This window comes from Streptomyces sp. NPDC026538 (assembly GCF_055567535.1).
The window spans coordinates 98,031-113,513 of record NZ_JBVHQG010000003.1 but is presented as its reverse complement, the minus strand read 5'-3'; the positions used below and the strand labels follow the sequence as shown (position 1 = coordinate 113,513).

The 15,483-nt window shown below is 71.4% G+C and carries 13 protein-coding genes; 6 read left to right on the top strand and 7 right to left on the bottom strand.

From position 1 onward, the window contains the following. Positions 1-67 precede the first annotated feature (67 nt). From ACZ4N4_RS13625 to ACZ4N4_RS13610, 4 genes are all read right to left on the bottom strand, one after another. Positions 68-196 carry a hypothetical protein gene (locus ACZ4N4_RS13625; RefSeq protein ID WP_453382255.1) on the bottom strand — a complete coding sequence of 43 codons (129 nt, stop codon included), beginning with the start codon at positions 194-196 and terminating at the stop codon, positions 68-70. A 58-nt stretch (positions 197-254) separates the two neighbouring features. Then, entirely contained in the window at positions 255-596 is a 342-nt protein-coding gene (locus ACZ4N4_RS13620) for a hypothetical protein (RefSeq protein ID WP_467587923.1), read from the bottom strand. A gap of 94 nt (positions 597-690) precedes the next feature. Then, positions 691-1,422 carry an HdeD family acid-resistance protein gene (locus ACZ4N4_RS13615; RefSeq protein WP_467587921.1) on the bottom strand — a complete coding sequence of 244 codons (732 nt, stop codon included), beginning with the start codon at positions 1,420-1,422 and terminating at the stop codon, positions 691-693. 206 nt (positions 1,423-1,628) lie between these two features. Continuing rightward, positions 1,629-2,261: an HhH-GPD-type base excision DNA repair protein gene (locus tag ACZ4N4_RS13610; protein ID WP_467587918.1), complete on the bottom strand. Its 633-nt coding sequence runs from the start codon at positions 2,259-2,261 to the stop codon at positions 1,629-1,631. Between the two features lie 135 nt (positions 2,262-2,396). Between ACZ4N4_RS13610 and ACZ4N4_RS13605 the strand changes: the two genes are divergently transcribed. The 5 genes from ACZ4N4_RS13605 to ACZ4N4_RS13585 all read left to right on the top strand — a co-directional run bounded on the left by ACZ4N4_RS13605 (position 2,397) and on the right by ACZ4N4_RS13585 (position 8,503). After that, entirely contained in the window at positions 2,397-4,577 is a 2,181-nt protein-coding gene (locus ACZ4N4_RS13605; protein WP_467587915.1) for a penicillin acylase family protein, read from the top strand. A gap of 52 nt (positions 4,578-4,629) precedes the next feature. Further along, positions 4,630-5,325: a GNAT family N-acetyltransferase gene (locus tag ACZ4N4_RS13600; RefSeq protein WP_467589080.1), complete on the top strand. Its 696-nt coding sequence runs from the start codon at positions 4,630-4,632 to the stop codon at positions 5,323-5,325. Beyond that, positions 5,273-5,746 (top strand): cupin domain-containing protein, encoded by a 474-nt coding sequence (locus tag ACZ4N4_RS13595; protein ID WP_467589078.1) that lies wholly within the window; start codon positions 5,273-5,275, stop codon positions 5,744-5,746. The genes ACZ4N4_RS13600 and ACZ4N4_RS13595 overlap by 53 nt, the downstream gene beginning before the upstream one ends. Then, positions 5,743-6,501 carry an SDR family NAD(P)-dependent oxidoreductase gene (locus ACZ4N4_RS13590; RefSeq protein ID WP_467587912.1) on the top strand — a complete coding sequence of 253 codons (759 nt, stop codon included), beginning with the start codon at positions 5,743-5,745 and terminating at the stop codon, positions 6,499-6,501. Before ACZ4N4_RS13595 ends, ACZ4N4_RS13590 begins: the two co-directional genes overlap by 4 nt. A 118-nt stretch (positions 6,502-6,619) precedes the next feature. After that, positions 6,620-8,503, top strand: coding sequence for a copper resistance CopC/CopD family protein (locus ACZ4N4_RS13585; protein ID WP_467587910.1), 1,884 nt, complete (start codon positions 6,620-6,622; stop codon positions 8,501-8,503). Between the two features lie 235 nt (positions 8,504-8,738). Here ACZ4N4_RS13585 and ACZ4N4_RS13580 read toward each other — a convergent pair whose 3' ends face one another. Both ACZ4N4_RS13580 and ACZ4N4_RS13575 read right to left on the bottom strand, forming a co-directional pair. Next, the gene (locus ACZ4N4_RS13580) at positions 8,739-10,160 is read right to left on the bottom strand and encodes an ATP-binding protein (RefSeq protein WP_467587908.1); all 1,422 of its coding nucleotides are present in this window, start codon (positions 10,158-10,160) and stop codon (positions 8,739-8,741) included. A 234-nt stretch (positions 10,161-10,394) separates the two neighbouring features. Next, positions 10,395-11,249 carry a tetratricopeptide repeat protein gene (locus ACZ4N4_RS13575; RefSeq protein ID WP_467587906.1) on the bottom strand — a complete coding sequence of 285 codons (855 nt, stop codon included), beginning with the start codon at positions 11,247-11,249 and terminating at the stop codon, positions 10,395-10,397. 482 nt (positions 11,250-11,731) lie between these two features. On the opposite strand from ACZ4N4_RS13575, the gene ACZ4N4_RS13570 reads away from it, so the two are divergent. Next, entirely contained in the window at positions 11,732-11,938 is a 207-nt protein-coding gene (locus ACZ4N4_RS13570; RefSeq protein WP_467589075.1) for a type II toxin-antitoxin system Phd/YefM family antitoxin, read from the top strand. A gap of 17 nt (positions 11,939-11,955) precedes the next feature. Here ACZ4N4_RS13570 and ACZ4N4_RS13565 read toward each other — a convergent pair whose 3' ends face one another. Continuing rightward, the gene (locus tag ACZ4N4_RS13565; protein ID WP_467587904.1) at positions 11,956-15,468 is read right to left on the bottom strand and encodes an AfsR/SARP family transcriptional regulator; all 3,513 of its coding nucleotides are present in this window, start codon (positions 15,466-15,468) and stop codon (positions 11,956-11,958) included. Between the last annotated feature and the right edge of the window lie 15 nt (positions 15,469-15,483).

Sequence of the window (15,483 nt, the reverse complement as noted above, 5' to 3'; positions counted from 1 at the left end):
CACGTGGGCCAGGTGCGACAGGTGGGCCGGGCGCCCCGTGCGGGCCGCCCGGCTGCCGACCGACCGATCAACCGCGTTTCTGTTCCTGAGGCAGCGGCCTCGGCGGCTCCACCAACTTCGCCTCCGGCTTCGGCGCGCTGCGGACGGCCTCCGCGCGCAGCAGGGCGCGCAGGACCGCGTACGGGTCTGAGGACATGGCTGTGTTCCTTGCGTCGTACTGACTGACCTGGGGGAGTGCGGGACCTGTCGGTCGGTCAGCAGCGCAGGACCACGGTGCGCAGCAGGGGCGTGGCGTACGGCGGACGCGGTGCCGTCGCGCACGGGCGGTGGCGGTCCGCCGGGTCGGCGGGCGCCGCGTCGGGGAGCGGCGCGAGGCGCTGGGGTACGTCGGCGCGGTGCACGGCGCGGGCGGGGAGCCGCAGCGGGGTGTCGAGGACGTCGTACTCGGCGGTCTCCGCCGAGGCGGCCGGGGCGGTCGCGGCAAGGGCCTCCGCCGCCGTCGGGGCGCCGGGCAGCAGCAGGGCGAGCAGCAGCACGAGCGCCCGCAGCCAGGCGTGTCCTGGCTGCGGGCGCCCGGAGGGGGAACCGCTGCTCATGGCGGTCATCTCCCCACGCGGCGGACGGTGTTCATCGCACCCGGCGCGAGATCCGCTCGCTCGGCGTACCGGCGGGGCGCGAGGTTGACGCCGCTCACAGGGCCTGCGGGATGTGCTTGGCCCGGCTGCGGATGCCGAACGAGGAGATGATCTCCACGATGCCGACGACCACCAGCCAGATACCGGCGACCAGGGTCAGCACGGCGACCGACTGGAACGGCGAGACGATCAGCACGATGCCGGCGATGAAGGTGACGATCCCGAGGAAGACCATCCAGCCGCGGGCGGGCATCCCGGGGTCGTGCACGGCGGCGATCGTCTGGGTGATCCCGCGGATCAGCCAGCCGATCCCGATCCACAGGGCGAGCAGCAGGATCGACTCCAGCGGGCCGCGGAAGCAGAACAGACCCAGCAGGATCGACAGTGCGCCGCTGATGAAGGCCAGCACGCGCAGCGAGGTCGTCTTGTGCGTGCCGAACGCGGCGACCAGCTGGAAGACGCCGCTGATCAGCAGGTAGACGCCGAAGAGCACACCGGCGGCGAGCAGCGAGGCGCCCGGCCAGACGAGGACCAGGATGCCCAGGATCAGGGAGGCGATCCCGGTGACCAGTACGGTCTGCCAGGCCGCCTTCGAGAGGGCGTGCAGGGGCCCCTCGAAGGGCGGCTCGGGCTCATGCCGGTAGGCGCTCGCGGGTGCGGGCGCGGGCGTGGAGGCTGCGGCGGACGCGGACGCCGGGACCGAGGCCGAGGCCGGGGTGGTCGGGGCCGGGGCGGTGTGAGCCGTGCGGTCGTCGTCGGCGGGGCCGGTGCTGGGAGGCTCGCTCATGCCTCCAGCTGAAACCGACGGGAGCGGCCCTGCCAGCAGGGAGGGGCTGATCGGGTGACAGAGCCCTCACCGTCCCGGCCGCTTTCTCCGGCTGCTTCTCCGGGCTGCTTCTCCCCGGTCCGCGCAGCCTCGGCCGCGGTCCGCCGGCCACTTCCGCGGGCTGCTTCTCCCCGTCTCGCGCCCCGTCCCAGCCGCCCCCCGGCTGCCTACTTCTCCCCGGCCTTCGCCGCCTTCGCCGCCGCCTTCATCTCCTGCTTGTGCGCCCGCACCTTCGCCAGTGACTCGGGTCCCGTGATGTCGGCCACCGACCGGAACGACTCCGCCTCCCCGTACGCACCCGCCGCCTCCCGCCACCCCTTCGGCCGTACCCCCAGCTGTTTGCCCAGCAGGGCGAGGAAGATCTGCGCCTTCTGCCTGCCGAACCCGGGCAGTTCCTGGAGCCGCTTCAGCAGTTCCGTGCCGCTGTCGACGTCGCGCCAGATGCCTTCGGCGTCACCGTCGTAGTGGTCGACGAGGTACTGACACAGCTGCTGGATCCTCTTGGCCATGGAGCCGGGGTAGCGGTGCACCGCCGGCTTCTCGGAGAGCAGCGCGGCGAAGGCCTCGGGGTCCTGGGCGGCGATCTCGTGCGCGTCCAGGTCGTCCGTCCCCATCCGCTGGGCGATGGTCGCCGGCCCCTTGAACGCCCACTCCATCGGGACCTGCTGGTCGAGCAGCATGCCGGTGAGCGCGGCGAGTCTGCTGCGGCTGAGGAGTCCGTCGGCCTCGGGGTCCTGGGCGAGATGCAGAGTCGTGGCGTCGGCCCCGGTGTCGGGCCTGCCCTTGGCGTTGGCGTTCATGGCTCGATGATCCCGCGCCCGGACCCGCCCCGCGCGCCTGCGGCGGGGCGGCCTCCGCCGCTCCCGCACCCCTCACGTACGATTCCCCACGATTCAACTTAGGCAAGGCTAACCTTAGGTAAGAGGTGTCGCAGGGTGACCATCAAGACGTACCGAGACCCCTGGGGCATCCCGCACCTGCGGGCCGCCGACGCCCGTGAACTCGCCCGTGCGCAGGGCCGGGTCACCGCCCACGACCGGGCCTGGCAGCTGGAGGTCGAACGGCACCGGGCCCAGGGCACGTCGGCGTCCTTCCTCGGCTCCCCGGCCGTCGCGTGGGACGTGTTCGCCCGCCGGGCCCGCCTGGCGGACACCGCGCGACGCTGTTTCGAGGCGCTGCGGAGACAGGACCCGGAGACGGCGGCCTGGGTGCGCGCGTACGTGGCCGGGGTGAACGAGGGCCTGGCGGGCGGAGCCGCCCGCACGCCCGAGTTCGCCCGCACCGGCCTCGCCCCCGGCGTCTGGAAGCCCTGGCACCCCCTGGGCGTCTGGCTGGCCACCCATATCCTGTTCGCCGGCTTCCCGGCCAAGCTGTGGCGCGAGGAGGCGATACGGCACCTGGGGGAGGACGCGGTCCCCTTGTTCGCCACGGACGGGCCGGGCACCTCCGGCAGCAACGGCTGGCTGCTCGCGGGCCCCCGCACGACCACCGGCCAGGCACTGCTGGCCGGCGACCCGCACCGCTTCATCGAGGCGCCCGGCGTCTACCAGCAGATCCGCCTCTCCTGCCCGGAGTTCGACGTGGTCGGCCTGGCCGTCCCGGGCGTCCCCGGCATCGCCCACTTCGCCCACACGGGCACGGTCGCCTGGTCCATCACCAACGCGATGGCCGACTACCAGGACGTCTACCGCGAACGCCTGCGCTTTACGGAGACCGGCGTGGAGGCCCTGGGTCCGGACGGCACCTGGCACCGGGCCGAACGGCACACGGAGACGGTGGAGGTGGCGGGAGAGCCACCGATGCGCATCGAGGTGCTCGAAACCGAACGCGGCCCGGTGATCACGGCACCCGACCTGACAGCCGCCGACGGCGGCCGGCCCCCGCAGGGGCCACCCGCACCCGACGACGAAAGCCGCACGGGTAGGGGTGCGGGTGGGAAGAAGCACGCCGATGGCGAAGCCGAGGCGTTGGCGTTGCGCTACCCGCCCCGCGTCACCGCCGACCTCGGCTTCAGCGCCCTCCTCCCCCTCCTCCGGGCTCGCCGCGTCGCCGACGTCGACCGTGCCTTCGACGCCTGGACCGAGCCCGTCAACGTCGTGCACGCCGCCGACACCGACGGAGGCCTCCTGCACCGCGTCGCCGGCCGCGTCCCGGTCCGCTCCCACACCAACCGCACCCGCCTCGCCCCCGCCTGGCTCCCCGGCCACGCCTGGCAGGGCTGGCACCAGATGCCGTACGGCGACCTCACCGACGGCGTGGCCGTGATGGCGAACCAGCGTGGCCCGGCGGCCCCCCTCGGCGTCGAGTTCGCCCCGCCCCACCGCGCCGACCGCATCCGCGCGCTCCTCGACGAGCGCCGCACCTGGTCCGCCGCCGACCTGCCCGCGATCCACACCGACACCCACCTCGCGTCCGCCGCCCCCCTCCTCGACCTCCTCGCGGCCCTCGACGGCCTCACCGCCGGGGCCGCCGGACTCCGCGACCGGCTCCTGGCCTGGGACCGCCGGATGGACGCCGACAGCGCCGGCGCCGCCGCCTACGCGGCCGTACGTTCGGCGGTCGTACGACACCTCGCCGCGCACCCCGCCTTCGCCGCCCTCGCCGAACCCCCCGCCCACCCCGAGGTCCTGCTCCCCTGGCTGGCCCTCACCCCGCGCATCGCCTTCGCCCTGGAACACCTCCTGAGGGCGGAGGAGCTGTACGGCATCGACCGTCCCGCCGTCGTCCGTAGGGCAGTCGAGGAGGTCGCCGCCGGCAGAAGCGCCGGTACCGACACCGGCACCGGCACCTGGGGCGACACCCACCGCCTCGCCCCCTGGCAGGCGCTGCCCGAGCCGTCGTACGACGGACCGGCCCTGTCCGGTGACCACGACTGCGTGCTGTGCACCTCGGCCGTGCCCGGTCTCACCGACCTCTCCGCGCGTGGCCCGGCCGCCCGGTACGTCTGGGACCTGGCGGACCGCGACAACAGCCTCTGGGTGGTGCCGCTCGGCGCCGACGGCGTCCCCGGCGCACCGCACCACACCGACCAACTCGCCCTGTGGCTCAGGGGCGATCTGGCCCCGGTCAGCACCGACTGGGACCGACTGGAACTCGTGGAGGAAACCGATGTCTGAGCAATCGATCTCCCAGGGACTGATGTCCGAGCAACCGATCTCCCAGCGACCGATGTCCGAGCAGCCGGACGCCTCCGTCACCACCCCCGTCCCCGTCCCCTCCTCCGTCTCGGAACACATCGTCGGCGACTTCGGCACCGTCCGTCTCCGCCCCCTCGACGCCGAGCGGGACGCGGACGTCGTCCACACCTGGGTCAGCGCGGAACGCGCCGTCTTCTGGGGCATGACCGGCCTCACCCGCGCCGAGGTCGGCGAGATCTACGCCCATATGGCCACCCTCGACACCCACCACGCCTACCTCGCCGAGAGGGACGGCACCCCGGTCGCGCTCCTCCAGACGTACGAGCCGGAGGCCGACCGCGTGAGCGAGTGCTACGACGTCCGCCCCGGAGACATCGGCATCCACGTCCTCCTCGCCCCGGCCGGACCGGAAGGCCCCCGCCCCGGCTGGACGGAAGCCCTCCTCTCCGCCTTCACGGAGTTCGCCCTGCGCACCCTCGACCGCCGGCGCATCGTCGTCGACCCGGACGTCCGCAACGCGAAGGCGATCGCCCGCTTCGTCCGCCAGGGATTCACCCCCGGCCCGGCCGTCGTACTCCCCGAGATCGACCTCCCCGACGTCCACCTGCCCGAGAAGCACGCTCAACTGGCTTTCCTCACCCGGCCGGTAGCCTTCCCGGATGTCCTCCCCGATGCTGACCCCCGACGACCTGATCGCCCACTACGACCTGGAGCCGATCCCTCGTGAAGGCGGCCTGTTCCGGCAGACCTGGGCCGGTCCCGAACGTGCCGACGGCCGCCCCGAGGGCACCGCGATCGTCGGCCTCCTCATCGCCGACGACTTCTCGGCCCTGCACCGCCTCCCCACCGACGAGATCTGGCACCACTACCTGGGCGACCCCCTGAACCTCCTGCTCCTCGCCCCCGACGGCACCATCCGCACCCCCGTCCTCGGCCCGGACCTCCGCGCCGGCCAGCAGATCCAGCTCACCGTCCCGGCCGGCACCTGGATGGGCGGCCGGGTGGCACCGCCCGGCTCCTGGACCCTGTTCGGCTGCACCATGGCCCCCGGATTCACCTTCGAGGGGTACGAACACGGGAACGCGGCCCACCTCACGGCGCGTTACCCCTCCGAAGCGGCCCGCATCACGGGACTCTGCCGTCCATGACCCACCTACTGGACGGACAGGTCGCCCTGGTCACGGGCGCGAGCGGCGGCATCGGCCGGGCCATCGCGCTGCGCCTCGGCGAGGAGGGCGCGGCGGTGGCCGTGCACTGCCGCACGGCGGTGACGGCGGCGCGGGAGGTCGCCTCGGCGATCGGCGACCGAGCGGTCGTCGTGCAGGGCGACCTGACCGACGAGGCGACCTGCCACCGGATCGTCCGGGAGGCCGCGGACCGGTTCGGCGGCCGGCTGACCGCGCTGGTCAACAACGCGGCCGTACAACCCGTACAGCCCCTGCCCGGCATGACCGCGGCCGACTGGCGTGCGGTCGTCGACACCGACCTCGGCAGCGTCTTCGCCTGCACCCAGGCGGCCGCCGACCTCATGCGCGACCAGCCCGACGGCGGCACGATCACCCACATCGCCTCCATCGAGGCGTCCCACCCGGCCGTCGGCCACGCCCACTACAGCGCGGCCAAGGCGGCGGTGGTGATGCACGCGAGAGCGGCGGCCCTGGAGTACGGCCGCCTCGGCATCCGCGTCAACACGGTCTCCCCCGGCCTGATCGACCGGGAGGGCCTGGCGGACGCCTGGCCGGAGGGGGTGCGGAGATGGCAGGAGGCGGTGCCCACGGGTCGCCTGGGCCGCCCGGAGGACGTGGCGGACGCGGTGGTCTTCCTGGCCTCCTCGCTGGCGTCGTGGATCACCGGCCACGACCTGGTGGTGGACGGTGGGGTGTCCGCCCGGCCGACCTGGTGACGGCCCCTGAGGGACGCGGGGCCGTATCCGACGTGCGGCTACCGCCGAGCAGGCCGCGGCAAGGCCCCAACCGGCCGCAGGCACAATGAGCGCTACCGGCCCCCCATCCGTATGACCCATGAACGCCTGCTTCCGAACTCAGGACGGTGACGTGAGCGAAGAACACGGCCGGCGGTGCATATCCACCCCCCACAGGGCAGACCCACGCGGTACGTTGCGCACCCTCGCCCTCCTCGGCACCCTCCTCACCGCGCTCTTCCTCGCGTCGGCCGCCCCCGCCTCCGCGCACGCGGCCCTGCGCGGCAGCGACCCCGCCGACGGCGCCGTACTGAAGTCGTCGCCCGGGTCGGTCACCCTGACCTTCACCGAGTCCGTCGGCCTACTCGACGACTCGTTCCGGGTGTACGACCCCACCAACCACCGGGTGACCACCGGCGACGCCGAACACGGCCCCGCCGGCTCGGACACCGCCCGGATCACCTTCCCGAAGAAACTCGGCACCGGCACGTTCACCGTGTCCTGGCGGGTCGTGTCGGCGGACAGTCACCCCGTCTCCGGTGCCCTCACCTTCTCCGTGGGCAAACCGTCGGCGACCACGGCGGCCGTCCCCACCGGCCCGGTCGAGAACCCGGCCACCGGCAGCCTCTACGACATCGGCCGCTACGCCGCGTACCTCGCCGTGGCGCTGCTGATAGGCACCGTCGCCTTCATAGCCGTCTGCCGTCCGCCGGACGCGGCCCCGCTGCGCAAGCCGGTCCGGACGGCCTGGTGGGCCCTGCTGGCCGCCACCCTCTTCCTCTTCGTCCTCCGCTCCCCGTACGAGGAGGGCACCTCCCCGGCGACGGCCTTCGACCTGTCCGCACTCGCCAAGAGCGCGACGGGCCGTCCGGGCCTGGTCCTGCTGGCCAGGGTCGCCCTCCTGGCGGTCACGGCAGGTCTGTACGCCTTCTTCCGCCGCGGGCGTGCGGACCGGCTCCGCCCGTCGTCCCGCCCCTTCCTGGTCACGGCCGCCGTCCTCGCCGTCGCCCTGGCCCTGACCTGGGCGACGGCCGAACACGCCTCGGCCGGCATCCAGGTGCCCCTGGCGATGACGTCCTCGGTGCTGCACCTCCTGGCGATGTCGCTCTGGCTGGGCGGCCTCACGGCCCTCCTCACCACCCTCTACCGGGCCACAACTCCCCTCCCGGCCGCCGTCGTCACCCGCTTCTCCCGGGTGGCCTTCGCCTCGGTGACGGTCCTCGTGGTCACCGGCGTGTACCAGTCCTGGCGCGGCCTGGGCTCCTGGCAGGCGCTCACCGACACCACGTACGGCCGTCTCCTGCTCGTGAAACTCGCCGCCGTGACCGTGCTGCTGGCGGCGGCCTCCCAGTCCCGCCGCTGGACGGCGAAGCTGGCGGGCGTCCCGGCGGCGACCGCGGCGACGACCCGCGACCGCGTCCCGCAGACGGTCGGCGCGCCGCCCCAGGAGATCCCGCCGGCCGCGGCGGAGCCGGTCCCCGGGCCGGACCACCGGGCCCTGCGCCGCTCGGTCCTCGCCGAAGTCGCCATCGGCGTCGCCGTCCTGGTCGTCACCACGATCCTGACGGGCACGCTGCCCGGCCGCGCGGCCGCCGAGGCGGCCGGGTCGGGCACGGGAACGGCCGCGGCCGGCGGCATCCCGGCGACCTCCGTGGCGATGGTCCCCTTCGACGTCGGCACCCCGAACGGCCACGGCAAGGTGCAGATCACCCTGGACCCGGGCCGGGTCGGCGGCAACTCCGTACAGGCGGTCGTCTTCGGCCCCGACGACGGCATCTCCGCCGTCCCCGAACTCCGTCTCTCCTTCACCCTCACCGCCCAGAAGATCGGCCCCCTCCCCGCCGACCTCACCGACCGAGGCGGCTACTGGGCCACCAACTCCGTCAACCTCCCCATCGCGGGCGAGTGGACGATGAACCTGACGGTCCGGGTATCGGACCTGGACCAGGTGACGGTGGCGAGGAAGATCCGAATCACCGGGTGACGGGCCGGCCGCGGCGGTCGGCGCCCGTCCGTAGGAGCGGGTGGGGGCGGAACTGAGACCGAGAACGTCGATGGGCCCCCTGTTTCTCCGGGGGCCCATCGACGCCTATGTGCCGCTCTCCGGGCCGTACCACTGGAGAGCGTGGCCGGTCACTGCCGCGATGCGGGCGAAGTCGTGGGCTGCCGTACGCCGGTGAAGGCAACCAGAACCGCAACCACAGAAGTACAGCCGTTGCTCACGCCCTGCGCCAGGCGCTGAGCAGTTCCTCGGGGCCGTACACCGCTTGAAGGCCGGAACAACCGACCCCGCTTCGGGAGACCGCGACGAGCGGTACGGGCTCGTCGGTGATCGCCGCCCGGTGCTTCTGCAGTGCGGCCAGGTCGTGGCTGTCGAACGCGGAGTTCTCCAGCCACTTGACCGAGCCGAGGAAGAGCAAGTGCTTGGCCACCGGCTGCCGGTCGGCACCCACCAAGTCGATTTCGACGTCGTTGCTGCGGGTCCAGTACCCGCCGATCGCCGGGGCTGCGGGCAGGAGCCCGTCCGGCAGGAGGCGGGCGAGGGATTCCCGGACGAGAGGTTCGATCGCGCGGCCCCGCCAACTCGTCCACTGTTCTTTGATCCGGCCCAGCGTGAGATCTCCCCGCATCCGCTCGATCTCCGCCATGTGCGGATCCAGAAATGCGAGCCAGAAGCGCAGATAGGGATCTGCCACCCGGTAGCGGCGTTCCTTCGACGGCCTCAATGAGAGCGGCAGCTCGGCGGCCACGACCCGTTTCTCGGTCAGGACGTCCGTGGCTCGGGTGAGAGTGGTGTGGGCGATGCCACCGGCCGCGCGGGCGATGTTGGTGAAGGTCCGCTCCCCGCTTCCGATGGCCCGCAGCACCTCCCTGCTCATCGCCTGCGGTGGAAACTCCGCGGCAAGTGAGCGCTCGGCGGAGACCAGCAGCGCAGAGATCGGGTTGTCCAGCGAGTCGCGGAGGAACTCCCAGATGTCGGCTCCGGCCTGCCACTCCGCGCAGATCAGCGGGAGACCGCCCGTGATCAGGGCGGCGTCGAACGCGTCTGCCGGCGACAGGTCGAGCATCTCGCCGATGTCGGCGGGGTTCAGCGGCCCCACGATCATTTCCCGGCCCCGCTGATGGAAGGGGCGGTCGTAGCTGTTCAGCGCCTCCATCATGGAGAGGTCGGATCCGACCAGGAGGAGGAGTACCGGCTTGCGGCTGAGCAGGCGGTCCCATGCCCGCTGGAGCATGCCCTCGAAGGCGTCGATGCGGTCCATGAGATAGGGAACCTCGTCGATGACGATCACGCTCGGGCTGTCGTCGGGAAGGATCTCCGCGAGCAGCCTGAACGCCGCGTTCCACTGTTCCGGGGCCTCCTCCGTGAACAGTTCCCGTTCCGGGAGGGTGGATCTGGCGACGGCGTCGAGCAGTTCCGTCAGCTCGTCCTCCGTGGTGCCGCCCGCCGCGGTGTAGAAGACGTACGGCATCTCCGTACGCCGGAGGAACTCCTCGACCAGGCTGGACTTGCCGACCCGCCGCCTTCCCCGCATGAGGACGCACTGTCCCGGTTTCGCCGACCCGACGGCAGAGCGAACCGCCTGCAAGGCGTTGCCGAGGACGCTCAGTTCGCGATCCCGCCCGATGAAACGACGCACACAAACCTCCCGACAGGAATAGTATCTCCAGCGATACTATTGACGTCGATACCATCCTGCCTCTATTTGGGCATGAGGCTCATGACGCCGTGGCCACGGGAGACGGCGACAGCTAGCTCGCACCCGGCGATGATCGATGCCGTTACGGAAGGCATCCGATGTCGAACGGGGTGGGCTTAAACCGGGCTGAGTGAGACGGAAAGTGAGACGGGCAGCGGCGCCGTTGGTGGACGCTCACCAGCCACGCTCGCGGGCCATGGTGATGAGCGTTTCGGCCTCGGAGGAGCGGTCGGCCAGTTCGCCGGCGCTGCGGATCTGCTCTTCGGTCATGCCGCGCTTCACCAGCTGGATCGCTTCGTGGATCCCGTCTCCGTTGCCGCGGTCGAGCATGGCCAGGAACCACCGCACGGCCTGGACGGGGTCCGGCGCTGTTCCCAGACCGTCGCGGTACCAGCAAGCGGCGGCGAACATCGCACCCGCGTGGCCCCGCTCCGCGGCATGCAGGTACCAGCTCAGCGCTTCGGCGTCCTCATCGATCGCGGCGAGGCGATCACCGAGTACGGCAGCGGCCTGTGTCACGCCCCCTTCGACTGCTTGGCGCAGCAAGCGCAGGCACTCGTCGTGGTCTCTCACCCGCGCATCGCCGTTGATGTGCATGCCCGCCAAGTTGAACGCGGCGTACGCGTCACCGGCCTCCGCGGCCGCTGTGAAGAGGGCCTCGGCCTGGAATGCGTCTGCCGGGACGCCGCGGCCGGTGCGGTACAAGAAGCCCAAAGTCCGTTGGGCTGCCGGATGCCCGGCCCGTGCTGCGGCTGTCGCGTAGGTCAGCACCATCGGCAGAGCCGAATCGTCCACGAAGTCGAGCAGCGCTCCGGCCACCAGGGCCTGCGCGTCGACGTCCCCGGCATCGGCCAGAGCCTTCAGAGGCGCGATCCCCGTGACCACCAGGTTCGCCGACTCCACACTGCCGGCATTGGAACCAGCGATCCAGACAGTGACAGCGGCCTTCCAGTCTTCCCTGGCAGCGGCTTGCCGACCTCGCTCGATGAACTCGGCGGCTCTGTCAGGAGGGACGGGAACATCGCTCATAGCGAGAGATCCTGCCGCACGGCATGTCCGCACGGACCACGAGGATCTGATCTTGGAAAGTGAGACGGACAACGTCGAAGGGCCCCCTGTTTCCAGGGGGCCCTTCGACATCGTGCCCGGTGAGGCACTGGCGGAGGATACGAGATTCGAACTCGTGAGGGGTTGCCCCCAACACGCTTTCCAAATGTTCGTCTGGGGGTTCGGGAGTGATCAGGAGTGTCCTGACCTGCGGCGGAGTGGGGCTGGGGGCGGGTGGCGGACGGCGCTGGACGGGAGTGAATGCAACCAGAACTGCAACCAGTACTGGCAGCCCAGGGCGGACGTGCTGGCCGCCACGGGTAGCCCGCCACGCAGTGGCAGGATGCTGACGACTGGCTCCTGGCTGCTTCGGTCAGTCCTCGTCAGGCACGGCCTGCGCCCCGTCGCGCCCGCGCATGCGGACGAAGATTGGGTTGGTGGCAGCGGAGGTCTCCTCCAGGCTGATGGCCGAGGTCCGCAGCCACCTCGCCGACGTCATCGAGCGCGCGCGACGGGAGGAAACCCCGACGATCACCACTCGGCGCGGCAAGCAGGAAGCTGTCGTGATCGACGTTCAGGAGTACCAGCGTCTGCAACCACGGCACAGCGCATTCGGCCTGGCTAGACGCTTGTCCCTTTGGGCTCGGTCTCTGTTGGGCCATGATCCATGACAACGGTCTGGTGCGCATCAACGCGATTGGCTGTGCTCCGTGTGCCCCTCCGCCGGCACGCCGACGTCCGAGAAGATGTCCGACGCCTGCTGCCTCATGAGTTCAGCGGCAGCGCTGTCGGTCTTGTGCAGTGCGCGGGCGAGTGCGACGAGAGCGCGGGCCTCCCCCAGCCGGTGGCCGGTCTCGCGATGGATGGCCAGGGCCTCGTGGCCGAGGGCGACGGCTGTGGAGTGCGCAGCCTCGGACGCCGTCGCCTGGCACAGCACCGTGAGCGCCTGACCCTCCACCACCTGGAAGCTGTACTCACGGGCCAGGCGCAGCGCCTCCTCGGCTCGACGGCGGGCGTCTTCGTGGCGGCCGAAGTGCTGGTGAGTGAGGGCGAGCCCCAGGAGACTGTCCGCCGCGGCGCGCCGGAAGCGTGCCTCGTGGGCCAGGGCGAGAGCCCGACGGTCGGTCTGAAGTGCCTGTTCGTCGTGGGCCAGTTGGCGGTGGGCGGCGGCGATCGTGTTGAGGATGGCGGCCTGGATCCAGCGCCGTTCCGGGGCCCGGACCATGGCCAGGGCGCGCTCGGTCCGTTTCAGGGCCTCGTCCGGGCGGCCGCACTCGATGTCGATCTTCGCGAGGGCGTCGAGCATCATCGCGTGGCCGTCGCGGTAACCGGCCCTCTTCTCATCGGCCAGCTCGGGACCGAGGAGGTCACGCGCGTCGGTGAAGCGGCCGAGTTCCCAGTACACCCAGCCCAGAATCTGCAGCGCCAGGCCGTCGTCCCACCCGCTGCTCCCCTCTTCGCGGCCAAGGGTCCCCTCGATATGACCGGCGGCCTCGTGCAGTCGGCCCAGATCCCGGCAGGCCATACCGAGACCGATCGTCCCATACCCTACGAAGTAACGGTTCCCGGTCTCCCGGAAGCGGCGCAGGCCGGCGGTGAAATGCTCGTAAGCGCTGTCGAGGCGCGCCATGCTCCAGTCCACGAAGCCCCGGACCCCGTATGCTGCCGCTTCGCCGGTCGCCCAGCCGAGTTCACGGCTGAGGTCCAGCGCGCGCACGTGATGATCCATCGCCTGCCTGGCATCCGCTCGTTCCCACAGGATGATGCCGAGGACGAAATGCATGGCGGCCTGACCGTACCGGTCGCCCTCGGCCGTGGCCGCTTCCAGTGCCGTCTGCGTGGTGGACTGCCAGGTTGCCCGGGGCAGATAGAGCCAGAAGTGGCCGAACAGAGAGTTGGCGAGGTGCCAGGCGACAGCGCGCGGGCCGTGCTGGCCGGCGTGGGCGATGACGGCGAGAAGGTTCGTGCGCTCGGCCTCCAGCCACTGGGCGCCGTCGGACGGAAGCTTCGGAAGGTCGTCGGCGGCGAGGGCGGCGGGCAGATCCGGGAAGATCCAGGTTCCCGCGGCGGCACGGGCGGCATTGACGTACCAGATCAGGATCCGTTTGAGCGCGGCGTCACGATCCGCCGCCGCCTCTTCCACCTGCACCCGCTCCCGCGCGTACTCATGAAGGAGATCATGGAAGCGGTAACGGCCCTCCGCCACGGGCTCGATCAGATGCGCGGCGGCCAAGGCGCTGAGCAGACGGCGAGCCTGTGACAGCGGTGCGTCCAGGACGGCGGCGGCGACTTCGGCGGTGAACTCCGGTCCGGGGAACAGACCGAGTAGGCAGAACAGCCGGCGCGCGAGTGGAACCAGCACTCGGTACGACGCCGAAAACGCTTTCTGCAAGGGTGAGTTGGGCTCACCGTCCGGCACCAGGGCCGTCAGTCGACCACCCTCCGACATCTCGCCCACCAGATCGGCCAGCCGTAGACCGGGATCGCCCGCCAGCCGGGCCGCGGCCAAGCACAGCGCCAGCGGAAGGCTGCCGCATAGTCGGATCAGTTCGTCGACGGCGTGGGGTTCGGCGGACAGGCGGTCCGGGCCGAGTGCCTCGCCGAGCAGCGCGCGGGCGTCGGCCGGCTGGAGGAGGTCCAGTGGCAGGGGGTGTGCTCCGTCGCGGGCCACGAGGTCGCCGAGCCGGTTGCGGCTGGTGACGACGACACAGCAGGACGGGGTGCCGGGGAGCAGTGGACGGACCTGCTCCGCCGAGGCCGCGTTGTCCAGCAGGACCAGCAGGCGTCGGCCGGCCAGCAGGGTCCGGTACGTGCGTGCCTGCGTCTCGTCGTCGGCGGGGATCTCCGACGCCGCCAGCCCCAGACTCCGAAGCAAGAGCTCAAGTGCTTCGCCAGCCTTGAGCGGTGGCCGGTCGTGGTCGAACCCGTGCAGGTTGACGTACAACTGGCCGTCCGGGAAACGATTCCGCACCTGATGTGCCCAGTGCACCGCCAGCGCGGTCTTGCCGATGCCGGCGGCGCCGCCGATGGCCGAGATGACCACCGTGTTCGCCGACCCCTGCCCCTGCTCCGGCGAAAGCAACGTGTGCAGTCTGGCGAGTTCGCCGGTGCGGCCGGCGAATCCCGCGGCATCGTGCGGCAACTCGGCCGGCGTCGGCGGAGCGCTGTCGCGCGGTGGGTGAGTGCTCCGACCCGGTGATCCCGGTGGTACCGGCGCGCCTGCTGCCGGACCATCACGGAGGAGGAGCTCTGAGCGTGTCTGCCCGGGCGGGGCCGTCCGGCCGAGGAGACTTGCGTCATTCTGGCGCAGTACCGCCTCGTGCACCCGGCGGAGTTCCTCACCGGGATCGACGCCGAGCTCGTCGCGGAGGCGTACGCGCATGTCCTCGTAGGCGTTCAGCGCGTCCGCCTGACGTTCGCAGCCGTACAGAGCCCGCATACGCAACGCCACCAGTGACTCGTCGTACCGCTCCGGCGCGGACTGCGCGGCGAGGTCGTCCATGGCATCGCCGAACCGGCCTAGCAGAACAAGGCATTCGAGCCGGGCCAGCCGGAGCGTCCGCCGGCGTTCCCGCAGTCGCTCCCGCTCGGCCTGTGCAAACGGCCCCGGCAGGTTGGCCAAGGGCTCGCCCTGGAACAGCAGGAGTGCCGCGGACAACTGGCCCGTTGCGGTGGCCAGGTCTCCGGACGCTTTGGTGCGAAGCGCCTCATCGCCCCGCTCGGTCAGGTCCGCCACATCGAGCCGGGCGTCGTCGGCGACGAAGCGGTACCAGCCCTTGCCGCTGCGGATCACCGACTCGGTGTGGCGGGTGCCTTCGGCATCCAGTGCCCTGCGCAGCGGGTTGACGTGACTGGCCAGCACCTTGTGGCCGGAGGCGGGTGGCTCCGAAGCCCACACCGAATCGAGCAGTTGATCATGGCTCACCACAGCTCCCCGACGGAGCAGCAACGCGGCCAGCACAGCCTGCCGCTTTACGGGTCCCAGATCCAGAAGCGTTCCGCCCCGCCAGGCCCGTAACCGTCCGAGCACCTCGATCCGAAGCCGATGAGGAGTTCCCCCGTCCACCGCGAAGCCTCCGCTCCCGCACATCACCGGAATTTCATCAGCATTGCAGCACCCCGGGCCATGGTGACGGACACGACATTGCACAACCCGCACAACTGAAGGGGAACCAGTGACCGAAGTGGAGTCGGTGGCCACAGCGTTGGCTACAGG